The organism is Actinophytocola sp. (assembly GCF_036378875.1).
Lineage (GTDB): Bacteria > Actinomycetota > Actinomycetes > Mycobacteriales > Pseudonocardiaceae > Actinophytocola.
The window spans coordinates 48,246-71,869 of the sequence record NZ_DASUVO010000130.1 but is presented as its reverse complement, the minus strand read 5'-3'; the positions used below and the strand labels follow the sequence as shown (position 1 = coordinate 71,869).

General features: G+C 70.1%; 19 protein-coding genes. 7 read left to right on the top strand and 12 right to left on the bottom strand.

Annotated features, from left to right (window positions below; genetic code table 11):
• Positions 1 to 5 precede the first annotated feature (5 nt).
• Positions 6 to 869: a hypothetical protein gene (locus VF106_RS37485; protein WP_330844713.1), complete on the bottom strand. Its 864-nt coding sequence runs from the start codon at positions 867 to 869 to the stop codon at positions 6 to 8.
• A gap of 114 nt (positions 870 to 983) precedes the next feature.
• Here VF106_RS37485 and VF106_RS37480 point away from each other — a divergent pair, with 114 nt between their 5' ends.
• Positions 984 to 1,982: an LLM class flavin-dependent oxidoreductase gene (locus tag VF106_RS37480; protein ID WP_330844712.1), complete on the top strand. Its 999-nt coding sequence runs from the start codon at positions 984 to 986 to the stop codon at positions 1,980 to 1,982.
• A gap of 9 nt (positions 1,983 to 1,991) precedes the next feature.
• On the opposite strand, the gene VF106_RS37475 is transcribed toward VF106_RS37480, so the two are convergent.
• The gene (locus tag VF106_RS37475; protein ID WP_330844711.1) at positions 1,992 to 2,552 is read right to left on the bottom strand and encodes an ester cyclase; all 561 of its coding nucleotides are present in this window, start codon (positions 2,550 to 2,552) and stop codon (positions 1,992 to 1,994) included.
• Positions 2,553 to 2,649: 97 nt separating this feature from the next.
• On the opposite strand from VF106_RS37475, the gene VF106_RS37470 reads away from it, so the two are divergent.
• A complete protein-coding gene (locus VF106_RS37470) occupies positions 2,650 to 3,324 on the top strand; it encodes a TetR/AcrR family transcriptional regulator C-terminal domain-containing protein (RefSeq protein ID WP_330844710.1) in 675 nt (224 codons plus the stop codon).
• A 34-nt stretch (positions 3,325 to 3,358) separates the two neighbouring features.
• Positions 3,359 to 3,871, top strand: coding sequence for a DinB family protein (locus tag VF106_RS37465; RefSeq protein WP_330844709.1), 513 nt, complete (start codon positions 3,359 to 3,361; stop codon positions 3,869 to 3,871).
• 27 nt (positions 3,872 to 3,898) lie between these two features.
• Here the strand turns inward: VF106_RS37465 and VF106_RS37460 are convergent, their stop codons facing one another.
• Both VF106_RS37460 and VF106_RS37455 read right to left on the bottom strand, forming a co-directional pair.
• Positions 3,899 to 4,921, bottom strand: a complete 1,023-nt coding sequence (locus VF106_RS37460) for an LLM class flavin-dependent oxidoreductase (protein ID WP_330844708.1) — start codon at positions 4,919 to 4,921, stop codon at positions 3,899 to 3,901.
• A 60-nt stretch (positions 4,922 to 4,981) separates the two neighbouring features.
• Entirely contained in the window at positions 4,982 to 5,437 is a 456-nt protein-coding gene (locus VF106_RS37455) for a MarR family winged helix-turn-helix transcriptional regulator (protein WP_330844707.1), read from the bottom strand.
• Positions 5,438 to 5,554: 117 nt separating this feature from the next.
• On the opposite strand from VF106_RS37455, the gene VF106_RS37450 reads away from it, so the two are divergent.
• Positions 5,555 to 6,115, top strand: coding sequence for an NADPH-dependent FMN reductase (locus tag VF106_RS37450; RefSeq protein WP_330844706.1), 561 nt, complete (start codon positions 5,555 to 5,557; stop codon positions 6,113 to 6,115).
• Between the two features lie 22 nt (positions 6,116 to 6,137).
• On the opposite strand, the gene VF106_RS37445 is transcribed toward VF106_RS37450, so the two are convergent.
• The 3 genes from VF106_RS37445 to VF106_RS37435 are packed head-to-tail and all read right to left on the bottom strand — an operon-like array spanning position 6,138 to position 10,636.
• Entirely contained in the window at positions 6,138 to 7,496 is a 1,359-nt protein-coding gene (locus VF106_RS37445; RefSeq protein ID WP_330844705.1) for a DUF4241 domain-containing protein, read from the bottom strand.
• A 29-nt stretch (positions 7,497 to 7,525) separates the two neighbouring features.
• Positions 7,526 to 9,685 carry a transglycosylase domain-containing protein gene (locus VF106_RS37440; RefSeq protein WP_330844704.1) on the bottom strand — a complete coding sequence of 720 codons (2,160 nt, stop codon included), beginning with the start codon at positions 9,683 to 9,685 and terminating at the stop codon, positions 7,526 to 7,528.
• 42 nt (positions 9,686 to 9,727) lie between these two features.
• Positions 9,728 to 10,636: a LysR family transcriptional regulator gene (locus VF106_RS37435; protein WP_330844703.1), complete on the bottom strand. Its 909-nt coding sequence runs from the start codon at positions 10,634 to 10,636 to the stop codon at positions 9,728 to 9,730.
• Positions 10,637 to 10,709: 73 nt separating this feature from the next.
• Here VF106_RS37435 and dapA point away from each other — a divergent pair, with 73 nt between their 5' ends.
• The gene (gene dapA, locus VF106_RS37430) at positions 10,710 to 11,609 is read left to right on the top strand and encodes a 4-hydroxy-tetrahydrodipicolinate synthase (protein WP_330844702.1); all 900 of its coding nucleotides are present in this window, start codon (positions 10,710 to 10,712) and stop codon (positions 11,607 to 11,609) included.
• Here the strand turns inward: dapA and VF106_RS37425 are convergent.
• Both VF106_RS37425 and VF106_RS37420 read right to left on the bottom strand, forming a co-directional pair.
• Positions 11,606 to 13,441 (bottom strand): CASTOR/POLLUX-related putative ion channel, encoded by a 1,836-nt coding sequence (locus VF106_RS37425; protein ID WP_330844701.1) that lies wholly within the window; start codon positions 13,439 to 13,441, stop codon positions 11,606 to 11,608. The two genes, dapA and VF106_RS37425, sit on opposite strands and share 4 nt — an antisense overlap.
• A 139-nt stretch (positions 13,442 to 13,580) precedes the next feature.
• Positions 13,581 to 14,282, bottom strand: a complete 702-nt coding sequence (locus VF106_RS37420) for a DUF998 domain-containing protein (RefSeq protein ID WP_330844700.1) — start codon at positions 14,280 to 14,282, stop codon at positions 13,581 to 13,583.
• Positions 14,283 to 14,417: 135 nt separating this feature from the next.
• On the opposite strand from VF106_RS37420, the gene VF106_RS37415 reads away from it, so the two are divergent.
• Together VF106_RS37415 and VF106_RS37410 are read left to right on the top strand one after the other, a co-directional pair.
• On the top strand, positions 14,418 to 14,738 hold the full coding sequence (locus VF106_RS37415; protein WP_330844699.1) for a YciI family protein: 321 nt from the start codon (positions 14,418 to 14,420) through the stop codon (positions 14,736 to 14,738).
• Positions 14,739 to 14,781: 43 nt separating this feature from the next.
• Positions 14,782 to 16,752 (top strand): DUF6596 domain-containing protein, encoded by a 1,971-nt coding sequence (locus tag VF106_RS37410; protein ID WP_330844698.1) that lies wholly within the window; start codon positions 14,782 to 14,784, stop codon positions 16,750 to 16,752.
• Positions 16,753 to 17,128: 376 nt separating this feature from the next.
• Here the strand turns inward: VF106_RS37410 and VF106_RS37405 are convergent, their stop codons facing one another.
• From VF106_RS37405 to VF106_RS37395, 3 genes are all read right to left on the bottom strand, one after another.
• Entirely contained in the window at positions 17,129 to 19,423 is a 2,295-nt protein-coding gene (locus tag VF106_RS37405; RefSeq protein ID WP_330844696.1) for a GMC oxidoreductase, read from the bottom strand.
• A 6-nt stretch (positions 19,424 to 19,429) separates the two neighbouring features.
• Complete coding sequence (locus VF106_RS37400; protein ID WP_330844695.1) at positions 19,430 to 20,527, bottom strand: alpha/beta hydrolase; 1,098 nt, start codon at positions 20,525 to 20,527, stop codon at positions 19,430 to 19,432.
• Between the two features lie 93 nt (positions 20,528 to 20,620).
• A complete protein-coding gene (locus VF106_RS37395) occupies positions 20,621 to 23,476 on the bottom strand; it encodes a helix-turn-helix transcriptional regulator (protein WP_330844694.1) in 2,856 nt (951 codons plus the stop codon).
• Positions 23,477 to 23,624 lie beyond the last annotated feature (148 nt).

Below are 23,624 nucleotides of genomic sequence, written 5' to 3'. Positions count from 1 at the left end.
TCGCCTCAGAGCCGGCCGTACGCGCGCAGGGTCTTCAGTGCGCGGACGGTGACCCAGCCACGCCATTCCGGCTCGGTGTTGGGCGTCCAGACCTGCCAGTCGAAACTCCAGCCGCCGTCGTCCCGCTGGGCCGCGAGCAGCGCGTCCAGGTGCTCGTCGATGACCTCGTCGCTGAACAGCCGGCGCGCGATCGTGTCCGGTCGCGGCGCGAAATCCAGTGGCCGGTGCACCTCGCCGTCGGCGTCGGTGTCGAATTCGACGACCTCCAGGACGAGTTTTCCCACGCGGTCGAAGACGGCCTCCGCACGCGCCCGGTCCGGCACGTGGTCCAGGAACGGAACAAAGGAGCGGGCCTCGTAGGCCCACGTGCTCGTGAGGTCGTCGATTTCCCGCCAGCAGAACTCGGTCGCGGTGTCGAGCCAGGAATGCTCGACACCGTTCGAGTGCAGAATTCCGGCGATATTCGCGGTCGCCACCAGCGTGCCGGACGGGTCGTCCCCGGTCTGCCACCACGGCGCGTGCGGATAACGCCGCGAGGACGGCAGGACGAACGGCACCCCGCCGTCCGGCCGGGTGATCGACACGAGATAGTCCAGCGCCTTCGGCACCATCGGCTCGTCCAGCGCGCCGAGTTCGTCGAGTATCTGCAGCGCGAGGTTGGTCGGCTCCGGCTGACTGTCGGGCCCGCGCAGGTCGGGTTCGAGCGCGTTGCCGAAACCGCCGTCGGAATTCTGGTAGGCGCGCACCGCGGCGATCGGCAGCTCCCGGCCACCATCGCGAAAAAGATAGGAAAAACGCAGCCGGTCGATCAGCCGGGCGTTCCGCAACAAGAACTCCTCGGCGCGATCGAGAACAGCCGCGTCCGCCACGTCCACATCCCTTTCCTGACCGAAACGCACTTCTGATTACCGGGCACCTGCCGTTAGACTAGGTGAGGGCACCGGCCAGCACAGGAGCGACTTTACGAAGTAGGTGACTGGACTATGGGGCCGGGCGTTTTCAGGTGGGGCGTCCTCGTACCGCACGGGGTCAACCAGGAGTTCGCCGGCTGGGAGCCGGCTGCGGCCTGGCAGCGGATGGTGGAGGTCGGCAGGCTCGCCGAGAGCCTCGGGTACGACCAGCTGTGGGTGCAGGACTGCGTGGACACCCAGCCGCGCCGGTCACCGGAGCTGGTGTTCGACAGCTGGATCGCCGCGACGGCCCTGGCCGGGGCCACCACGCGCGCCCGGATCGGCGCCGCGGTCCCGTGCGCGCCCTACCACCATCCCGGGACGCTGGCCAAGCGGGCCGCGACCCTGGACGTGGCGAGCGGTGGTCGGGCCGTGCTGGAGTTGGGCACGGGCAGCCACCCCTGCGGCTACGAGTCGTACGGCTGGCAGGTGCCGTCACCGTCCGAACGACTCGCCATCCTCGGCGAGCAGATCGAGGTGCTCGACCAGCTGTGGCGCGAGCCGAGCGTGACCCACACGGGTGAGCACTGGCGCCTGCGAGACGCCCACTGCGCACCCACGCCGCTGCGGTCGGCACTGCCGGTGCGTCTGCCGGCCGCCCGGCTGGAAGGCGACGTCGAACTCGCCGCGCGCTGGGCAGACCAGGTCGTGTGGCAGGGCAGCCCGGCGGAGGTGACCGCGGCCCGGGCACGGCTGCGGGAGGCGTGCGCGCAGGTGGGCCGCGACCCGTCGGACATCACCGAGGCCGTGCGGATCGAGTGCCGGATCTTCGCCGACAACGTCGAGCGCGACCGCTGGCTGGGCAGCCCGTTCGTGATCGCGTTCTGGAGCGCCCACCCCGACAACTACTGCGAGCGCAACCTCGTCGGCACGGTCGGGTCGGTGGTCCGCCAGGTTCAGCGTTACGTGGACGCCGGCATCACCGAGATGGTCGTGTCCTTCCGCGACTACCCGGAGACGACCAGCCTGGAGGCGTTCCGGACGGAGGTGGTCCCCCTGGTCACGCCCGCCGTGGAGACGACGCCGGCGTAGCCGGCGCGCTCAGACGGACAGGTCCGGTTGGGTGGTGTGGAGCAGGCGTGGGTCGGGTGCCTCGCCGGACATGGCCAGCAGCCCGAACACGGCCCGGCCGAGGGTGACCAGGTCGCGCGGGTTCTTCTTGTTCAGACCGCCGATGAGCTGCTTGAGCACGGTGAGCTGGTCGAAGTAGATGCGCTCGGTGACGAGGTTCTCGTTCTCGTCGAAGATGAAGTACGCCGTCATTCTGGTGCGATGTCTGGCTCCGGTCGGCGGGATCTTGCCGAGGGGACCCAGATGGGTGCCCAGCAGCCAGAACTCCACGATCACCGCGTCGGGACTGTGCCGGATGGCGATGATCTCGTGGTCCTGGTCGGGGAAGGCGACGCGGGTGTCGTGGTAGTAGTCGCGCACCTCGCCGTCACCGTCGTGGACGGTCATCGTCGCGATCAGCTCGTAGTGCGGGTGCGGGAACGTGGACAGGACGTCGTCCCAGTCCTGCCGGACCTCGTCGTGGAAGTGGTCGAGGACCAGCTTCTGGCGCGCACGCAGCACGTCCTCGGGCGGAAAGGTGAAGGTGGTCATGGGCTCTCCAGATCGGGTGCGGGGTCCTTTCCGGTAAGCCTACGGTGTAGGATTTTGTTTTGTGCCGCTATTCGCGACACATGGCAAGGGAGATCCTGTGGCGGACAGCAAGCCGAGGCGCGGTCGCCCGGCGGGTGGCCGCGCGGTCCTCACACGCGAGCGCATCGTCACCGCGGCGGTGGCGATGGTCGAGGAGCTCGGCCTGGACGCGGTCACCATGCGAGGCCTCGCCAGACGGCTGAACGTCGACACGATGAGCCTCTACCACCACGTCGACAACAGGGAAACGCTGCTCAACCAGGTCACCGAGGTCGTACTCGCCAACATCGAGCTACCACCGGCCACCGGGGTGTTCCGCGACGACGTGCACGCCATGGCCATCGCGTTCCGCCGGGTCGTGCTTCGGTACCCGCACTGCGCGCCGCTGGTCCTCACCCGTCAGCTCGGGTCGTTCACGGCCCTGGCCCCGGTCGAGGCGGTCCTGTCCATCATTCGCGCCGCGGGCTTCCCACCCGACCGCGCCGTGCACGTCATGCGATCGGTGCTGGCGTACCTGATCGGCACCCTGCTGCGCGAGGTCTCGGCAAGCCCGACCTTCAGCGGCCAGAACCTGGGCGGCGTCGAGCGGCGCCGCACCGAGCTCACGGACTCCACGCTGCCGCACGTCGCGGAGTCCGCGCCCTACCTGGCCGTCTGCGACCACGAGGAAGAGTTCGAGTTCGGACTCGACCTGCTGATCACCGCCGTGGAGCTGCAACGCCAGCGACAGTGACACTGACCTCGCACGACCGGCGCACACTGTGGGGATGGACCGCGAGGCCATCCACCAGGAGTTCGAACAGGCCCGCGCGAGCTTCCACCGGCTGGTTGCCGACGCGGACGAGGTTGGGCTGCGCCGGCCGTCGAACGGTACGAGGTGGACCAACAGGCAGCTGTTGTTCCACATGCTCCTTGGCTATCTGATCATCCGCGCGCTACGCCGGCTGCTACTGCTGTTCGACCGGCTGCCCGACGCCGTGAGCCGTGGCTACGCGCGCCTGCTCGACAAGGCGACCCGACCGTTCGACACGGTCAACTACCTCGGGTCCCGGTTCGCCGGCAACACGCTGTCCACCCGGCGGATGGAGGTGATGTTCGACCACGTGATCGAGAAGCTGCACCGCCGCCTGGACGCGGAGTCCGACGCCGACCTGGCTCGGGGGATGCACTATCCGACGCTGTGGGACCCGTTCTTCGCCGACCACATGACCCTCGCGGACGTCTACCGCTTCCCCACGCGGCACTTCGAGTTCCACCGCCGCCAGCTCACCCTCGAGTGACCTGAGCCCGTGCTACTCCCTCGCCCGTCAGCGCCAGCCCAGTGCGGGGGCGACGTGCGTGAGGATGTTCTCGAGCAGGTGCGCGTTGTAGTCGACGCCGAGTTGGTTGGGCACCGTCAGCAGCAACGTGTCGGCCTCGGCGATCGCCTCGTCGCCGGCCAGTTGCTCCACCAGCACGTCGGGCTCGGCGGCGTAGGTGCGGCCGAAGATCGCCCGGGTGTCGGCGTCGATGTGGCCGATCTGGTCGGCGCTCTCGGCGTCGGCGCCGAAGAACGCGTGGTCCAGGTCGGAGGTGAGCGCGAAGACGCTGCGCGAGACCGACACGCGCGGCTCACGCTGCCACCCGGCCTCCGCCCACGCCTTGCGGAACGCGCGGATCTGCTCGGCCTGCTGCACGTGGAAGGGCGCGCCGCCCTCGTCGTTCTTCAGCGTCGAGCTCATCAGGTTCATGCCGTGCTCGGCGGCCCACACCGCCGTGCCGTTGGAGCCGGCACCCCACCAGATCCGGTCGCGCAGTCCCGCCGAGTGCGGCTCGACCCGCAGCAGCCCGGGCGGGTTGGCGAACATCGGGAACGGGTTGGGCTCGGCGAACCCCTTGCCCTCCAACACCTTCAGCAGCACCTCGGCATGCTTGCGGGCCATGTCGGTGTCCGTGTCGTCCTCGCTCGGCTGGTAGCCGAAGTACCGCCAGCCGTCGATCACCTGCTCCGGTGAGCCTCGGGAGATGCCGAGCTGGAGCCTGCCGCCGGCGATCAGGTCCGCGGCACCCGCGTCCTCGACCATGTACATCGGGTTCTCGTACCGCATGTCGATCACACCGGTGCCGATCTCGATGCGTTCTGTCTTGGCGCCGATCGCGGCCAGCAGCGGGAACGGCGACGCGAGCTGTCTGGCGAAGTGGTGCACCCGGAAGTAGGCACCGTCCGCGCCCAGTTCCTCCGCGGCCACGGCCAGGTCGACAGCCTGTAGCAGCGCGTCCGACGCCGTCCTCGTTTGGCTGTGTGGACTGTCCGACCAGTGCCCGAAGGAGAGAAATCCGATGCTCTTCACGCCTTGACCAACGAGCCACCAAGCTAATTGATTCCTCAACTACCGTGTGCGCCCCGGCACTCACCGCATGTCGTCGATGACCCGGGCGGTGAACGCGCGCAGGGTGACCACGTCCTCCGACGTGAGGTGGTCGAACAGCAGCCGCCGGACGGCGGTGACGTGCCCGGGGGCGGCCTTCTCGATCGCGTTGCGCCCGGTTTCGGTGAGGGTGAACGTGGCGCCGCGGCGGTCGGACGGGCAGTCGCGGCGCTCGACCAGGCCGCGCCGCTGCATCCTGGCCAGATGGTGGGACAGGCGGCTCTGCTCCCAGGCGAGGGTCGACTCCAGATCGCGGGCGCGGATCCCCCCGTCCGGCGCCTCGCTGAGGCGGCCGAGGACCGCGTAGTCGGCGAGCGAGATGCCGTGCTCCTCCTGCAGTTCCCGGTTGAGCCTGGCGTTGAGCTGGGCGGTCATGTGGATCAACCCCCGCCAGGCCTGCTGCTCCTCGTCGCTCAGCCACTCCGTCGCGTCCGTCACATCCGCCAGTCTAGCGAAATAGATGACGCGTCCTCTACATTCCATGACGTGTCATCAGGAAGCGGTGTCCGAGCCGGCCTCGAGCCGGTCCGCACGCCAGAGTCAACGGAGTAGCACATGTCCGTACGCATCCTCGCCCTCGTCGGCAGCCTTCGCGCCGGCTCGACCAACCGACAGTTCGCCGAGGCGGCGGTCACGCTCGCCCCAGACGGTGTCCAGCTCGAGATCCACGAGGGCCTGGGCGACGTGCCCTTCTACAACGAGGACATCGACGCCGACGGCACCGTGCCGCAGGCCGCCGCACGCCTGCGCGCGGCCGCGGAGCAAGCCGACGCCTTCCTGCTGTTCTCGCCCGAGTACAACGGGACGATCCCGGCCGTGCTGAAGAACGCCATCGACTGGCTGTCCCGCCCGTACGGCGCCGGCGCGATCTCCGGCAAGCCCGTCGCCGTGGTCGGCACCGCCTTCGGCCAGTACGGCGGGGTGTGGGCCCACGACGACGCCCGCAAGTCCGTCGGCGTGGCCGGGGCCAAGGTGCTCGACGACGTCAAGCTCTCCATCCCCGGTTCACTGACCCGCTTCGCCGACGCACACCCCGCCGACGACGAAGAGGTCGCCGCCGGTCTGACCAACGTCATCGAGGCGCTGCGCGGCCAGACCGCGTCGTCGGCCGCCTGACCCCCACTCGGCGCCGGTCTGGTCAGTCGGGTGTGGCGGTGACCAGGTCGTTGTCGAGGAAGTCGAGGACGAAACAGCTGATGGCCCCGTCCTCTGCGCGGCCGAGCCACACGGGGAACGCGCCGTCGCCGCCGGTCGACACCATGATCATGTTGGTGCCGGTCGCCGGGTCGGAGAGCGTGACGCGGTCGGTGGCGAACGCGTCCTCGATCTCGGCCTGCGCGTAGGCCTTCACTCCCGTGGGGTCGAAGAGCGCGAGCGTGGCGCCGTCCACCGGGTTGCCGAAGAACTCGCCGTCACCCAGTGCCAGCTCGTCGTCCCCTTCGCGCAGCGCGAGGTGCCAGGACGCGACCGGTGCGCCGGTGACGGTCACCCGGCAGGCGACGTTCCAGGCCACTGACGTGCCGTTCTCCTTCGCCTGGAACACCTCCACCGGGTACTCGCCGGGCGGCACCGTCGCGACCAGCGCTCCAGGGTCGGTGGTGCCGAGCAAGCCGGGGTCCGCCACGAGCAGCCGACCGCTCGGCAGGCGAACCGGGTCGGCGGGGATCCGCTCGACGGTCAGGACACGACCGTCCGACGTGCGGAACCGCGCGCCGGCGAGCAGCTCGGTGAGGTTGCGTGGGCGCAGCGGTTGGGGCGGGCGCCACGGGAACTCGGTCGGCACCACGGCCGGCCCGGTGCGTACGGTCACCGGGCCGGCCATCCCGGCAAGGCTCGGCCAGCTCTCGACCGAGGGCACGGCGACGTTCTCCGGCGGCCGCTGCTGTTCCGGCCATTCCGACCAGGCGCGGTGTATCTGGAGCGTGCTGCCGTCAGCCTGCACGGCCACGATCTCGATCGTCTCGGTCGCCCCGATCCCGTCCCGGGTGACCCGTGCCTGGAAGGTCGGCTCTTCGCCGTCGAGCTCCGGGGTGTCCGGCTCGGGGTAGTTCCAGCTGCGGACCCCGAACAGCCGCAACCGCCCGTCCGGCCAACGCCGGTAGGCGACACCCCGGTACCGGCGGCCCGCCGCGTCGATGTTCCACACCTCGGCGTGGTGGGCCGACCAGCACACCTCGACGACGGCACGCACCGCCCCGTCGACACGCAGGACCGCCGCGTACTGAGCGCCTGCCGCGTCCTGGGCCCGCGCGACCGACTCGGCCATCGGCGACACCGGGGCGCGCGTGGTGGCGTCCCACCCCGCGCAGTACACGATCTCCACCGGTTGCCCCGTCGGCGCTGGCACGTCCGCCACCGGCAGGTTGTCCAGGTCGGGCGCACCCGGCAGTGCGGTCCGCGACTCGCGGGCACGCGAGAGCGCCAGGAGTCCGCCCGCCGTCACGGCCGCGAGCGCGCCGGACATGATCACCGTTCTGCGCGTGAGACGGGCGTCCACTTCTCACCTGTCGACAGTCGGTGCCCGCCTCAGTTCACGCGCTCGTACTTGGGGTCCGCCGAGGGCAGCGGCAGCGTCTCCTCACCTTCCAGGATCTTGCTCATCGCGCCGAACCACGTCCGCGCCGGCGTCCTGCCACCGAACATGGTCCCGGAGGAGCTCCTGTTCGCGGTGACCCTGCCGGGACCGCCGTCGATGAGACCGCCGTTGGGCCGATCGGGCCGGAAGACCATGGCCGCGCCCGCGAGCTGCGGCGTCCCGCCGACGAACGCCGCGGAGCCGTTGTGCTGGGTGGTTCCGGTCTTGCCGATCATCGGCCGGGTCCAGCCGACACCGCGCGCGGCGTCGTGGGCGGTGCCACCGGCCTCGTGGTCCTTGCTCATGCCGACGGCGAGGGTGTTGGCGAGGCCTTCGGACACCGCCTGCTCACACGGCTCTTCCTTGAAGGTGTACGGCTTGCCGTTGCGGTCGGTGACCGAGCCGATCGGCGTCGGCGGGCACCACACGCCGCCACTGAGGATCGTCGCGGCCACGTTGGCCAGCTCCAGCCCACTGGTGGGACTCACACCCAGGGTGAACGACCCCTTGCCGGCGTTGTTCTCACTGGGGCCGAAGAACTGGGTCTGGCTCTGCTTCTCCTCCGCGGACTCGGCGTCGGCGTTGGGCGCGGCACCCGTCGCGGCGTTGCCCGCCATCGTCTTGCGCATGCCCAGCCTGGTGGCCATGTCGACGACGGCCTGCATCCCCGCCTTCTCCTCGAGGATGACGAACGCCGTGTTGGGCGAGGTCTGCAACGCGGTCTGCAACGACATGCTGCCGCTCCCGCCCTCGCTGGCGTTGGAGAGACAGTAGGCACGCGTGCCCCGCGCGACGCGTGGGCACTTGTCGCCGCCGCCGACGAACACCTTCGAGGTGTAGGAGGCCGGCGACTCCACGGTGTCGTGGATCCCGACGACCTCTCGTTCCATCGCCGCCGCCGCGGTGAAGATCTTGTAGCTCGAGCCGGAACCGGTGACGTTGGTGACGGCCGATGGCAGGGCGAACTCGGTCTGCCCCGCCGCGGCGTCCGGCCCGTAGTCCCGGTTCGCGGCCAGCGCCACCACCTCGTGCCGGTCCTTGCCGGGCTTCACCAGGGAAAGCGTGTTGGCGACGTTCTCCTGGGTCTTGCTCACCTGCTGCTCGGCTGACTCCTTGGCGGCGTGGTTGGCCTCGGGGTCCAGCGTGGTGCGAATCGTGTAGCCGCCGGTGTAGATGTCGTCCTTAGACATACCGAGGTCGAGCAGGTAGTCCTCGACGTACTGGCAGAAGAAGCCGTTCTCCGGGCCGGCGCCGACGCAGTTGGCCGCCGGCTTGTTCGGCCCGTCCGGCAGCACGCCGAGCGGCTGCTTCTTGATCTCCTTCGCGTCGTCGGCGGAGAGCTTGCGGATCTCCACCATCTTGTCGAGTACGAAGTTGCGTCGTTTGGTGGCCCGATCCGGGTGGTTCCACGGATCGTAGGTGGGCGGGTTGTTGGCCATGCCGGCCAGCAGGGCGCCCTGCGCGACCGTCAGCTTGTCGGGCGTGGTGCCGAAGTAGGCGCTGGCCGCCGCGCCGACGCCGTAGATCTCGCGGGAGAACTCGACGATGTTGAGGTAGCCGCCGAGGATCTCGTCCTTGCTCATCTTCGTCTCGAGCTGGATCGCGATCCGCGCTTCCTCCAGCTTGCGGCCGATCGTCGACTCCTGCGCGCGTTCCTGACCGAGCTCGTCGTTCCGGTAGGTGACGTTGATCAGGTAGTTCTTGACGTACTGCTGGGTCAGCGTCGAGGCGCCCTGGGTGTCACCCCCGGACGAGTTGTTGATCGCCGCGCGGATCGTGCCCTTCCAGTCGACCCCGTGGTGCTCGTAGAAGCGTCGGTCCTCGACCGCGACCAGAGCCCACTTCATCTCGTCGGAGATCTCCTCCGGTTTGGTCGGGATCCGGTACTGGTCGTACAGCGTCGCGATCTGGGTGCCGTTCCGGTCGGTGATCGTCGTGACCAGCGGCGGCGGCTCCTGGGCGAGCTCGGCTGACAGCGCGGTCACCGTGTCACTGGCCTGGTTCGTGACGACCCCCGCCGCCGCGACGATCGGGAGCAGCATGCCCGCGACGAGCGCCCCGGCGAGCAGACACAGACCAACGATCTTGAGAAGACTCCCCCTTATGCGCATGCGGCCCAGGGTACTTAAGGCCGGTTTGCTCCCCGTGATCCACTACTCCTCGGCGTTGGTCGCGGCGGCGAGCTCGGCGAGTAACGCCTGGACCGCCGGGCTGGCGTTGGCGCTGCGCCGCCACGCGGCGTGCACCTCGCGCGTGGGTGGCCGCCGCAGTGGACGGGCGACGAGGTCGTCGCGCAGCGGCGGGCGGGCCAGGCGCGGGATCAGTGCGATGACCTCGGCAGAGGCGACCAGCGACAGCTGGGTGGTGAAGTCGTCGATCAGGTGGCGCACGTCGGGGTGTTCGGGCACGTCGGCGAACAGGCGTCGGAACCACTGGTGGCACACCGTGCCCGGCGGGCTGGTCACCCACGCGTGGCCGGCCAGGTCGGCGCTCGTCAGTGGCCGGTCCAGTCGCGCGAGCGGATGCGTTCCGTGCATGACCACGTCGCCGACGTCGGTGTGCAGGTGACGCTGGAGCAGGGACGAGGGCAGCGGGACCGGCAGCCCGTCGGCGTCGTGACCGATGGCGAGATCGGCGGTGCCGGCGTCGACGCTGTGGAGGGCCCGGTCGGGGTCCTGCTCGGTGATGTGCACGGTCAGGTCCGGGCAGCGCGTCGACAGTCGCGGCAGGACGGGCGCGAGCAGCCCTCGGACAGCGGTCGAGAACGCGACCACGCGCAGTGTGCCGCGTGGTGCGCCCTCCCCCACGGACTGGGCGGCTTCGGCGCAGCGCTCCAGCGCCTGGAACACGTCGGTGGCGGAGTCGACGATGGCCTGTCCTGCCGGGGTGAGCACGACCCCACGTCCCGCGGGTGCGAGCACGGTCACACCGAGTTGGCGCTCCAGCCTCTTGATCTGCTGCGACACCGCCGATGCCGTGAACCCGAGCTCGTCGGCCGCGCGCGCGAGCGTCCCGAGAGCGGCCACCGACCGCAGCGCCCGCAGGGCGCCGACCTCAATCATGAAGCCAGGCTACGCAATATCGACAAGAAAGCATCGCTGGACCACAGGTATCGGATCAGGGCAGGGTCGAACCATGACCGACTCCGACGCCCTCTTCGGCGCCAACCTCGTCGCCATGGTGACCCCGATGCGTCCCGACGGCACGATCAGCGAACCAGGGCTCGCCGCCCTCGTCGACCATCTGCTCGCCACCGGGTGCGACGGGATCGTCGTCGGAGGGACCACCGGCGAGTCACCCACGCTGACCGACGCCGAGACCGCCCGGCTCGTCAGCGCCGTGGCGGCACAGTCGGAGAACCAGGCTCGGGTGATCGCCGGTGTCGGCACCTACGACACCGCCGCCAGCGTCCGTCGGGCCCGTGAAGCCGAGGCCGCGGGAGCGGACGCGCTACTGCTCGTCTGTCCGTACTACTCCAGACCGACCCAGGCCGGTGTGGTGGCGCACTGCGTGGCGGTCGCCGACGCCACCGAGCTACCCGTGATGCTCTACGACATCCCCGCCCGCGCGGGCATCGCCATGACCGCGTCCACGCTGATCGAGCTGGCCGGCCATCCTCGGATCCGCGCGGTGAAGGACGCGAAGGGCGACCTGTTCGAGGCGATGTCGGTGATGTCCCAGACGTCGCTGGCCTACTACTGCGGCATCGACGAGCTGAACCTGCCCTACCTCGCGTGCGGCGCCACCGGCGTGCTCAGCGTGGTGGGCAACATCGTCGCCGACCGCAACGCCGAGCTCATCCGAGCCGTCCGCGTCGGCGACCTCGACACGGCTCAGGCGATCCAGCGGTCGTTGATTCCGTTGGTGGACGCCGTCATGCGCACGTCCCCGGGAGCCACGATGGCCAAGGCGGCCCTGGCCGAGCTCGGGATCATTCCACACGCGACGGTGCGCCTGCCGCTGCTCGAGGCGCCGGCGCAGCACGTCGCGCAGCTGAGGGATGCTCTGGCAATGCTCCGCGTGCCGGCAAGCTAGTCCTCGGCGAGCACGATCACGCGGTCGCCACGTGCCATGGACAGCTGCGCGGTCTTCGCCGGGTTCAGCCGCACGCCGTAGGACGGTACTTCCTGTGCGTCCGCCAGGACGCGGTACCCGATCGCCGTCTCGCCACGCAGACGGGCCGCCTCGATCACGGTCGCGAAGTCGATCCGCTGGCCGAGTGCGACGTACTCCTCGGCCGGGCGCAGGTAGATCTCCGACCCTTCCGCCTCGAACAGCTGCTTGAACACCGCCGACAGGTGCCGGTTCTCCGAGAGCTGTGTCAGCAGCAGGCTGATCAGCTTGCTGCCCACCACGAAGTCGTCCGCCTTCGTGACCTGCGCGAGCCGCTGGTTGCGTTCGTCGTTCATCTCGCTGACGATCGAGTAGCGCTCGTTGCGGCGGAACTCCATGTCGCGCAGGTGAAGCAGCGTCACGAGGGTCTGCGAGTCCGCCTTCTCCGGCTCGACGGTGTCGTCGGCGAGCACGATCACGTGGTCGAACTCCCCGATGCCGAGCGTCTCCAGCGAGCCTCGGTCGGTCGGCTCGCAGATCTGGCAGGCGGTGTGGAGGTTGCGGAGCTCCGCGGCCAGCGCCTTGACCCGCGGCTCGACGTCCGGCTGCGCCGCCGCCACCTGGAGCCGCGAGCCTGGCGCGACGTAGTTGTCCAGCTCCTTGACGATCTTGACACCGCGCGCGTTCCAGCCGATCACGAGCACCCGCTCGGGTTTGCTCGCCCGGCGCACCGGCCGGACGATCGCGCGCGGCGCGCCAGGACGCAGCGGCGTCGGCGCCAGCCTGATCGTCGAGTCGTCCTCGGCGACCAGGATCAGCTCGTCGTCGGCCTCGACGCGGGTGTCCGGGCGAGGGTTGAGCCAGACGCGGCCACGCCGGCGCAGCCCGATCAGCGTGGCGGTCTCGTAGGCGAACAGCGCGACACCGAACGGCGTGCCAGCCAGGCCGGGCTCGGGCCGCAGGTAGATCTCGTCGCCGCCGAAGTCCAGCAGGTCGGTGCACACCACCGACAGCCCGGACTGCCGGGAGGACTGGACGACCAGCCTGGCACCCAGGTCGTCGACGTCGACCACGCTCGCGTGGTCACCACCGGCCAACCGCGCGGGTGGCAGGTTCTGCGCCTGCCGGATCGCGGCGACGACGTGCGGCGGGTTCTCGTCCCATTCCCGGCTGCTCAACGCGAGCAGGGTCTTGATCACACTGGCGTCCGGGTCGTCCACCTCCGGGGTGAGCACGAGGACGGCCGCCGCGCCATGCGGGCTGACCAGGTCGAGATCGGCCGGTTCGGTCGGGCTGCCCGTCCGGCACACGACCCGCAGCTTCCCGAGGGAGCCGAGCCGCGCGCGGATCTCGTCCTCCATCTCCACCTTGTCGCGGTCCGCGAGGATCGCCACGCAGGGACGGCGCTCGCTCTCCTTGGCCACGGCGAGCTCGGAGATCACCGTGAACAGCTGCTCCGACCATCCCAGAAGGACGGTGTGGCCTTCCTCCACCACCCGCGAGCGGCCCTTGCGCAGGTCGTCCAGCTTGGCATCGAGCCCGGTGGTGATGACACCGACGAGCGCGGCGACGACGAAGATGCCGCCGATCGTGACCGCGAACATCGGAAAGATCCAGAACGCGGACCCCTCGTCCGCGGTGACCGTGCCCGGGTCCATGGCGTGCAGCAGAGCCATCCACAGTGTCTTGCCGATGCTCCAGTCCGCGCCCTCCGGCATTGGTCTGGCCAGGTAGCCCATGACGCCGAACACGATGACGAGCACGGCGGAGAGGATCCCCAGCAACCCGATCATCGCCGGCGCGCCCTTGGACATCGTGTTGTCGAACCTGTATCGCAGCCTCTCGCGTAAACCCGGACGCGACACGGCAATCCCCTCCTGTCCCCTGATGGAGTACAGGACTGTGCCACACGGCCGGCGCGTATTCAGTCCATATCGGAGAGTTGTCCGGAGTTCAAGCACCCGAAAGCGTCGATCTGACCGTGTTCGTCCTTTTTGCGACGCGCCAGGAGGTGCGCCGGTAGCGAGCGGCCACGGCCGCGATCCAGAGCATCGCGATGATCGCGCCGACGGCGAGGGTGAGCGAACCGGCCCGGCCGCCGGTCATGGCCCAGCCGTCGCCGATCACCAGTGCGCTGCCGGCGATCCGGGACAGAACGGCGGAACGGTGGTCGCCGGCACGACTGAAGTGGCGGCCCAGCACATAGCAGGCGGCGATCAGTGCGGCGAACGAGACAGCGCCGGCCAGCATGTGCCCGTAGCTGTGCCAGCTGAGCGCGGCGGGCATCCCCGCCGGTGTGCCGATCGGGAAGCCGTCGGCAGGGTCCATTGTGAACACTCCGGCGGCGATCAGCCCGAACCCGCTGACCCGGACCAGCCTGGGCGCCCATGTGCCGCCCGGCCGGTCGTGCATCACCCGGCGCAGGCCAGTCGCCCCGATGACCGTCAGCACCCCGGCCACGAGGAAGTTCACGATCTGCAGCCACCCGAGGGTGCCGTTGCTCAACGCGCTGAGCGGGTGGCGGGTGATGTCGAAGCCCTCGCGTGCCGCGGCCTGCGCGACGGACCCGACGGTCCACAGCGGACCCGCGACGGCCACGCACGTGAGCAGGGTCCTGGTGGTCAGTGTCCTGGTGGTCGAAGCGGTGATGTTCATGACTGGTTCCTCTCTGAGGTTGCGGTCACCTCCACGTCGATCCGGACATGTGACAGGGAACGAGTACATTCCCTGTCACATGTCCTTGTTCGACGGAGCGGTGCACGCAGAGCGGAACGATTGAGGAGAAACGCCATGCGCTACCTGATGACGTCCAAGGGCGGCGACGCTCCCGACGAGAAGCTGTTCACCGAGATGGCGGCCTTCATCGAGGAGATGACCGCCAACGGTGTCCTGTTGGCCACCGGCGGACTCGCACCGAGCGGTGTCCGCCTCACGTCCGCCGACGGCGAGATCACGGTGACGGACGGGCCGTTCACCGAGGCCAAGGAGGCGGTGGCCGGGTTCGCGCTGGTCGAGGTCCGGTCCAAAGAGGAGGCGATCGAGCTGGCTCGCCGCTTCCGCCGGATCGTGGGCGACGGGGAGAGCGTGATCCAGGAGGTCTTCGGCCCGTGACTCGGTTTCGGTGCCGGCCCGGCTCGCCTTGGGCCGGCACCCCGTGAGCGACGCGCACGGCGCGGTCGACGCGATCTGGAAGCTCGAGTCGGCCACGATCATCGCTGCCCTCACCCGCATGGTCCACGACGTCGGCCTCGCGGAGGAGTTGGCACAGGACGCGCTGGTCGCGGCGCTGGAGCAGTGGCCGACGGCGGGTGTCCCGGACAATCCCGGCGCGTGGCTGACGACCGCGGCCAAGCGTCGCGCCGTCGATCACATCCGGCGTGCCCAGCGGCTTGAGACCAAGCAGGCCGAGCTGGCGCGCGAGGCGGGCCTGCGGGAGGAGCTCCCCGAGTCCTCCGACGACGTCCTGCGGCTGATGTTCATGTCCTGCCACCCGGTGTTGCCGACCGAGGCACGCGTCGCGCTCACCTTGCGGCTCGTGGGTGGTCTGACGGCCGAGGAGATCGCGCGTGCCTTCCTCGACAACGAGCCGAGGGTCACCCGGCGCATCGCCGAGGCGAAGCGGACGCTGGCCCGCGAGCGGGTGCCGTTCGAACTGCCGGCACCCGCGGAGCTGGTGGCACGACTCGCCTCGGTGCTCGAGGTCATCTACCTGATCTTCAACGAGGGCTACTCGGCGACGGCCGGCGACGACCTGGTGCGCCCTGGTCTGTGCCTCGAGGCACTGCGTCTCGGTCGGCTGCTGGCCGAGCTGGCGCCGGACCAGGCCGAGGTGCACGGCCTCGTCGCGTTGATGGAGATCCAGGCGTCCCGCTCGGCGGCTCGGACCGGTCCGAACGGCGAGCCCATCCAGCTGCACGAGCAGAACCGGGGCCGCTGGGACCTACTCCTCATCCGCCGCGGGTTCACGGCGATGCTGCGGGCGCGGGACCTCGGTGGGCGACCCGGGCCGTATGTGCTGCAGGCGGCCATCGCGGTCTGCCACGCGCAGGCGCGGACCGCCGAGGACACCGACTGGCCGCAGATCGCGACGCTGTACAACGCGCTGGCCCAGCTCCGGCCGACCCCCGTCGTCCACCTCAACCGGGCGGTGGCGATCGGCATGGCTCACGGACCCGAGGCGGGGCTGGCGTTCGTCGATGCCCTAACCGCGGATCCGTCGCTGCGCGACTACCACCTCCTGCCGGCCGTCCGGGGCGATCTCCTGCTCCGGCTCGGCCGTGCCGCAGAAGCGAGGCGCGAGTTCGAGCGAGCCGCCGACCTCACCCGCAACGCCGCGGAACGGGCTTTCCTACTCCGCCGCGCGGACCAGCTGGCGACCGACGACAGCCCTGGCATGACCCTCGAACGCGCCACCGAGGAGTTCCTGGGCGGTCTCGACTCCCAGACAGCTCGCTCCTACGGGCAGACGTTGCGTCGCCTGTGCCGGGCACTCGGCGGCCAGGTTCCCCTGTCGTCACTGACCACCGACCAGGTGACCCAGGTGTTCGCGACGGCGTGGGGACAGGCGGCACCGAGAACGTGGAACCGGCACCGGTCGGCCGCACGGACCTTCGGCGCATGGGCCGACCTCGACGACCTCACCGCGGGCGTGGCACGCCGAACCGAGTCTCCGGCCCCCACAAGGACGATCGGCCCCGAGGAGATCGAGGCATTGTGGCGGCTGCCGAACCTGCCGCTCCGGGAACACACCCTGTGGCGGCTGCTGCACGAGTCCGGTACCGGGGTCCAGGTGGCGCTGTCACTGAACGTGGAGCACCTCGACCTGGACGACCGGCGCGCACGCGTCGGCGAGGTGTGGGTCAACTGGCGATCCGGGACCGCTCGTCTGCTCCCCGAACTCGTGGCCGGCCGCAGCCACGGACCCCTGTTCCTCGCCGACCGACGCCCCGCACCGGCCCGTCCCGCGGCATCGGCGGACCTGTGCCCGGAAACCGGCCGCAGGCGCCTTTCCTACGAGCGGGCCGAGTACCTCTTCAAGAAAACCACCCAGGCCGTCGACCCGACGGGCCACGGCTACACCCTGCGCCAACTCAAACCCCAACGCACGAAGCGGAACCGAGCTTGACGGCTGTCCCGAAAGACGCATCGGGACATGGCCGGTGTCATGAAAGACGCGATCGGGACGTTCAACGACATGAGCGCGTCTTTCGAGACATCGCCCGCAGCGTGAACGCGCCATTCGTGAACGGCCAGCGCGACTTGAGCGGTGTGGTGAAGGACGCCTCTCACGCTGGCGGTGATCAAGGACGCCTTCCTCGCACGGCCGCCGGCCGAACCCCGCAGCGAGTCCACCAGGCCGCGCTAAGGGCCACCAAGACCATGGGTGGATCTGGGTTCACCGACACGAGCGCGTCGTTCAGGAACTAGCCCGTCCATGCGGCGTGGCCGATCGGAGCTGCCCCCCTCGCTGCTCCGATCGGCCACTAATGGGGCACCCCCAGTTACCCCGGTCCGTAGACGTCCCACAGCTGGCCGACGAAGAACCTGCCGAAGCGGGCCAGTGCGGCGACCGGGTGTGGGCCGTCGGCTCGGAAGCTTGTCAGGGTCGCGGCCAGGTGCAACGGGTTGATGTGCAGTGTTCCCGCGCCGTCGACCTCCGCGCTGTCACCGTCCGGCGGGACGTGGCCCCGCATCAGTCGGGTGTACAGAGTGGACGTGTCGTGCCATAACCGGGTGACGGGGCCGTCGCGGACGTCCTTCCTGCCGCTGAGCGTGCGGGGCCGACCTTCGCTGTCGGTGAACCACAGCTGGTAGCGCATGACCCGGCTGCCAGCCGAGTCGCTCGGCATGAACAGGTTGAACCAGCCGCGTTCGACCGGGCGCCGCCCGCCGCAGCACGCGGCCTCCACCCAGCCCTCGGCTCGGGCGAGGTGGTCGGGATGCTCGAGGAAGGCGTCCATGTCGTCGACGCGAATGGTGAGGCGGAACGACAGCCGCTCCCCCTCCGACCGCTTCGCCGACCGCTTCGCCGACCGCGGGTCGGAGGCGCCGAGGACGACGAACCCCGCCATCTCCTCCTCGAACGACAGTGACGTCGGTTCCCTCATCTTCACTGGTTGGGCCAGGCTTGTCGTCCGCATCGGGCGGGTTTCCAGCAGGCGGGTGGACATCCGGTCGGCCATCGCGGCGATGGTCAGCGACGGGTTCGCCCCCACCGGTCCCGGCATGACCGCCCCGTCCGCGATGTACAGCCCAGGGTGGTCGAAGACCTCGCCGTACTCGTCGCAGACGCCTTCTCCTCGGTGGCGCCCCATGGTCGCGCCGCCGAGCGGGTGCACCGTGATGAACCGTTTTCCCAGCCAGGCGGGCAGTCCGGAGTACTCGGCGCCGAGCACGTCCGCGATCCGCCGCATGGTCGTCTCCAGCCGGTCGAAGTACTCGGTGCTCGCCGCCGGGTCCCACTCGACGTCGAGCTTTCCGCCCTTCAACTTCAACTGGCCGTTCGGCAGGTCCCGGCCCATCCCCAGCAGCGGCAACGAGTTCGCCGACAGGTCCGCGTTCCGGAACAGGTCGGAGATCTCCGCGGACATGTTCTTGTCGCCGGTGAGCGACGCCCAGATCCGGTTCATCACGAACCGCGAGACCCGCATGACGTTGTTCCGCACGTCGGCGCTTTCGACCATCCAGTCGACGAACGCGGGATGCCCACCGTCCTGGATGTAGGCGCCCCTGCCGGTGTCGCCGTCGAGGCTGTCGGGCAGGCGGATCGCGCTGGTGATCACGGGTCCGAGGCTCGCGTCGAGCTCCCGGGTCCTGCTGCGGTCCCTGGCGCGTAACAGGAACGCGAGCACGTCGCCGTTGCCGGAGAACCGGCTGCCGAGTACGCCGGACAGCCCGGGCAGTCCGCTTCGGCTGCGCAGCAGCAGAAGCGTGGTGCCGAGCGTGCCGGCGGCCAGGACCAGTCGGTCGCACTCGATGGTCCGGGCACCGGCCGTCCCGTCGTGCCGGACGTAGTCCACCGCGAAGCCGCCGCCGGAGCGCTGCCGGACCTGCCGTACCTCGTGGAGTGTGCGCAGGTCCGCGCCGTGGTGCTTGGCCGCCGAGAGATAGGTGTGGTCCAGGCTGTTCTTGGCGCCGTCGTTGCAGCCCAGATCGCACTCGCCGCACAGCCGGCAGGTTCGCCGGGGCGCCCCGTGCAGGTTGCCGTACGACGGCTCGACGATGGGCAACGCGAGCCCGGGCTCGTCGCCGGGCCTGCCAGCGAAGCTGATCGCGAGCGGCGGCAGCTGCCAGTCGAGGCCCAGTTCCGAGGCCGCGTCCCGCAGCGCGATGGTCTTCGGGGTGTGGGCGTAGGTGGCGTTCTCGAACGGGTACGGCGTCGCCCCGAGCATCTCCTCGACCGCGTCGTAGTGCGGGTCGAGGTCCGCTCTGGTCACCGGCCACGACTCGTACCCGCCGTCGCCGACCGGCTCCTCGTGCACGAACCAGTGCTCGTCCTTGCGCAGCAACACGTTGGCGTAGATGAGCGAGCCGCCGCCGAGCCCGCTCGCGACGACCGAGTCGCAGCCGCTGAAGCTCCACACGTCGTACATGCCGTGCAGACCCTCGTGGGGATCCCAGAAAGCCGCACCCATGTCGGCGGGGCTCCTGGGGAACGTGCCAGGCGGGAAGGCGCGGCCACGTTCCAGCACCACGACGGACAACCCGGCGGACGCCATCCGGTATGCGGCGACCGAGCCGCCGAAGCCGGACCCGACGACCAGAACGTCGACGTGTTCGTTGTGTTCGTTGCCCACCGTGACCTACCCCCCGTTCCGCTTGAGGAAGTCCACGATGCGGGGGAACACGTCCATGTGGGCGTTCTTGCCGATGATCGGGTCCACGTGCCCGTAGCCGTCCAGGACCTCGAGCTCGTGACGCCCGGGCACCCGCTCGTTGAGGAGCCGGTGACACACGACGTTCGAGTCGGCGAAGACGTTGTTGCGGTCCCCGGCCAGGTACAGCACGGGTGTCTCGACGCTCTCGACATCCACGAGGTAGTCGTCGGGAAGCGCCCGGTGTGCCGGGTCGGCCGGATCGTACTTGACCGCCTTCCCCACCCGCACCATCTTGCCGATGTGCTGGTAGTAGGCGACGTCCACGGCGGCGTGCAGGTCGGCGAGACGCTCGTGTGTGTGCGTCTCGGGCGCGAGGTTGGCGTGCTCGTACAGCGCCGGACTCCCGGTGCCCCACATGAAACTCAGCATGTGGCAGGCCGGCACGTCGCACGTCCGGTGGGACAGCGAGACCGCGCGGGCCAGCAGCCAGCGCCGGGTGAGCGGCGGCGCCTCCTTGAACCGCGGGTCCAGGTAGGACAGGCCGACGCCGTAGTCGAGAGCGGCCGCGACGGCGAGCTTGGCCTGGGACCATGACGGAACACGCGGGGTCAGGCCGACGCTGTTGGCCACCAGGCTGGCCACCCCGTCGATCACCCCGCCGAACAGACTCATGTGGAACGTCAACGACCCGACGCAGTGCGCCACCACGTGAAGCCGTCGTCCCCCCAGGTGACGACGGAGTTCACGGATGGCCGCCGGGTGGTCGAACGCGGCGATGTCGTCCAGCGTGTGCCTGCCGGTCTCCGTGTTGTACGGATACCGGTTGCTCATGCGCAGATCCAGCGTCCACACGTCCCCGAAGCCATGGGCGTGCAGGAAGCTCACCAGGTTGCGGTGCTCCGGCATGATGAACATGTCACTTGACTGGCTCAGCCCGTGCACGAGCAGGACGACGTTGTCGGACTCGGCCGCGAGGAACCTCGTCAGCTGCAGACCGAGCCCGTCGTCGGTCGTGAACGGATGCACTGAGATCTCGGCCCCCGAGACTCCCTCCAGCGTGTACCTCGCAATTCGACGTTTCATCCGAACCCCCTAAAACCCCGCTATCAGCATGGCGAACCGCGACAGCACGCGGCATCGTGGAAACCCCGTACATCCTCCGCGACCGGGACGCGGTCAGGACTCGCGGGCCAGCATGGCAGCGACCCCGGCGCGCGAGGTGACGCCGAGTTTGGCGAACACCCGGGACAGGTGGGTCTCGACGGTGCGGACAGACAGATACAGTTCGGCCGCGATCTTCTGGTTGGTGAGCCCCTGGGTGACCAGCCTCGCGATTTCCAGCTCACGCGGTGACAGTCCGTGTGAGCCGGTCCGCCCGGCGGCGGCCGGGGCGGGCACGCGGACGCCGAGGCGCCGTTGCTCGCGGACGGTCTGCGCCGCCAGCGCGGCGGCGCCGCACGCGAGGAAGATGTCGGTCGCCTCGCGCAGACGTGCTCGCGCCAGGTCGGCGCGGCCGGCCTCCTCATGGGCGAGGCCCGCCGTGAGCAGAGCGCGTCCGATGTCCAGACGCCGTTGCCCCGCGGTGAGCCGGCTCGCGGCCTCCTCCGCCAGCGCGGCCGCGGCGGCGGGGTCACCCGGACGGGTGACATGCGCTCGGGCCAGGGTCACCAGACCGGTGAACACGGGCAACCCGGGGTCGTCGAGATCGGCGGCCATCTCGGCCCACCGGGCGCCGTCGCGGCCCTGCGCGGTCTCGACCTGGGCCAGCAGCTCACAGGTGGCCACCAGCGTGGCCCTGTCGATCTTGGGGTTCTTGAAGTCGGCGCAGGACGCGATGAGCGCCTCGACGCCCTCGTCCAGCCGTCCCGCTGCGATCATGGCCACGCCGCGGGCGTTCTGCGCCATGTAGCCCCAGACCTCATGGCTGCCCACGACCGTGGTGACCGCGTCCTCCCCCACCGCCAGCGCCGCGTCGTGGTCACCGGACCACGCCAACGCCAGACACCGCTGGGTGAGCGCGAACACCAGCTGCTGGCCCGACCCGATCAGCCGGGCGCCGTCGATCGACTCCTCCACCGTCGCCAACGCGTCCGGCAGGCGGCCCAGCGCGATCAGCGTCCTGGCCTTGCCTGCGAGCAGGTTGGTCTCCACGTACGCCTGCCCGGTCGAGCGGGCCAGGCCGGCGGAACGGTCGAAATGCTTGAGCGCCACCGGGTATCGGCCCAGGCAGGTGTCCGCCCAACACAACCAGGCCATCGTGTCCAGCCACTCGGCCAGATGACTGTCCGCGGCCGCGCCGACCAGACGTTCCGCGGTGTCCGCCAGACCCTGCGCGTCCGCGATCCGCCCGGCGGCGTACGCGGACATCGGGCGCAACGCGGCGACGGCCACGTCGAGCCCGGGCTCCCAGCCCTCGCCGGAGTCGGGCATCAGGTCCAGCACCGCCTGAGCGGCCCGGAAGTCCACCCGCATCAGGCTTTCCACGACGAGCCGCATCCTCAGCGGGATCGCGGCGTCCGCGCGCGGGTTCGGCATCCTGGAAAGCTCGTCCAGCAGCAGGGCACGGGCCTCGTGCGGCCGGTCGAGCTGGCGTTCCATCACCGCGCAGATCCGGGCCGCCCGCGCCCGGCGGGCGTACTGGTCGGCCGGCAGCAGCGCGAGCAGCTCTCGGGCGGTGTCGCGGCCCTCGGCCAACCGGCCGCTGACGCTCAATGCCCGGCACAGCTCCATGAGCAGCTCCAACCGCTGCTCCAGCGTGCCCGGCTCCACCGGCAGCAGCCCGAGCGCGATCCGCAGCCAGTGCGCGCAGGTCTCCGGCGCGTGCGCGGCAACAGCACGCGCGGCGGTCACCAACGTGGTGATGGCCTGCTGATCACCGAACGTGCAGGAACGTTCGACGTGGTGGGCCTGGACGGTGGCCGGCGCGCCGACCCGTGCCAGGTGCGCGGCCAACCGCGCGTGCGCACCGAGCCGCCAGCCCGCCTCGGCGTACTCGTAGGCGGCCTGCCGCACCAGCGGATGCCGGAACCGGAACCGGCCGGACGTCGCCTGCCGCAGGATGTCCCGCGCCACCAGGTCGTTCAGGGCGGTCAGCAGCGCCGCCTCCGGCATCTCCGCGGCGACGGCCATCAGCGCGGGCTCGAACTCGTCCCCGGCCACCGCCGCCGCGTGCGCCAACCGCAGCGAGTCCGACGACAGATCGCCCAGCTCCACCTGCAGGACCGCACGCACCGACGCGGGCAGCTCAGCACCCTCCAGCCGCTGCATGCGCGCCAGCGCCTCGAGATAGAAGGGATTGCCGCCGCTGGCCTCGTACAACGCCCGACCACGCGCCCGGCTGACACCCTCACCGAGGAACTCCGCCACCTCGTCCGGGGTGAGCGGAGCGACCGTGATCTGGTGCCCGCCGGCCGCGGCGACCAACGCGGCGACCCGCGGCGGCGCCTGGGCGGGCCGATACGCCACGGCCACCAGCACCCGACCGCGCGGCGGGTGGCGCACCAGGTGGTCGAGGAACTCCGCGGAGCCCGGGTCGGCCCAGTGCACGTCGTCCAGCAGCAGCGCCAGCCCGTCGGGTGCCGCCAGCTCGTCGACCAGCTGCCGCAACGCCCGGTACAGCCGCAACCGGGCGATCCCGTCCCGGTCGGCGTGCTCGTCCAGGTCGACCTCGCTCGAATTGGCCGTCAACGCGGGAAACACCGTGGCCAACAGCCGACGCTGCGCGGCGCCGAACCGGCCGGCGATCCGCCCCCGGCTCGACTCAAGATGATCGTCCAACGCGTCCACCAACGCGCTGAACGGCATGACCTGCTCGAACTCCGCCGCTCTGCCCCACAACGTGGTCAGCCCCTGCGCACCGGCCCGACTGGCCAGCTCACCCAGCAACCGCGTCTTTCCCACACCGGGTTCCCCCACCAGCGCGAGGAACTGGAACTCACCCTCGGAGGTCGCCTCGACCATCCGCATGAACGACCGCACCGTCGCACTCCGGCCGACCAGAGGGGCCGTGCCTACTTTGGAGTCAACAGGCATCGTCTGACTACTCCCCGTACGGGCCCTCACAGATCAGGGACGATGCGCGTGAGCACCGCGGGCGCACACGACTGCCTCACGCTGTCCCCCCAGTTCCCGGACCAGTTCTCGAACTCCGGAGTTCGCCGCCAGCGTATGACCCCCCAGA

Bases quoted from the DNA above. Each gene is read 5' to 3' on its own strand.
- VF106_RS37480 (WP_330844712.1), top strand. From the start codon at position 984: ATGGGGCCGGGCGTTTTCAGGTGGGGCGTCCTCGTACCGCACGGGGTC.
- VF106_RS37475 (WP_330844711.1), bottom strand. From the start codon at position 2,552: ATGACCACCTTCACCTTTCCGCCCGAGGACGTGCTGCGTGCGCGCCAG.
- VF106_RS37465 (WP_330844709.1), top strand. From the start codon at position 3,359: ATGGACCGCGAGGCCATCCACCAGGAGTTCGAACAGGCCCGCGCGAGC.
- VF106_RS37450 (WP_330844706.1), top strand. From the start codon at position 5,555: ATGTCCGTACGCATCCTCGCCCTCGTCGGCAGCCTTCGCGCCGGCTCG.
- VF106_RS37440 (WP_330844704.1), bottom strand. From the start codon at position 9,685: ATGCGCATAAGGGGGAGTCTTCTCAAGATCGTTGGTCTGTGTCTGCTC.
- VF106_RS37435 (WP_330844703.1), bottom strand. From the start codon at position 10,636: ATGATTGAGGTCGGCGCCCTGCGGGCGCTGCGGTCGGTGGCCGCTCTC.
- dapA (WP_330844702.1), top strand. From the start codon at position 10,710: ATGACCGACTCCGACGCCCTCTTCGGCGCCAACCTCGTCGCCATGGTG.
- VF106_RS37425 (WP_330844701.1), bottom strand. From the start codon at position 13,441: ATGTCCAAGGGCGCGCCGGCGATGATCGGGTTGCTGGGGATCCTCTCC.
- VF106_RS37420 (WP_330844700.1), bottom strand. From the start codon at position 14,282: ATGAACATCACCGCTTCGACCACCAGGACACTGACCACCAGGACCCTG.
- VF106_RS37415 (WP_330844699.1), top strand. From the start codon at position 14,418: ATGCGCTACCTGATGACGTCCAAGGGCGGCGACGCTCCCGACGAGAAG.
- VF106_RS37400 (WP_330844695.1), bottom strand. From the start codon at position 20,527: ATGAAACGTCGAATTGCGAGGTACACGCTGGAGGGAGTCTCGGGGGCC.
- VF106_RS37395 (WP_330844694.1), bottom strand. From the start codon at position 23,476: ATGCCTGTTGACTCCAAAGTAGGCACGGCCCCTCTGGTCGGCCGGAGT.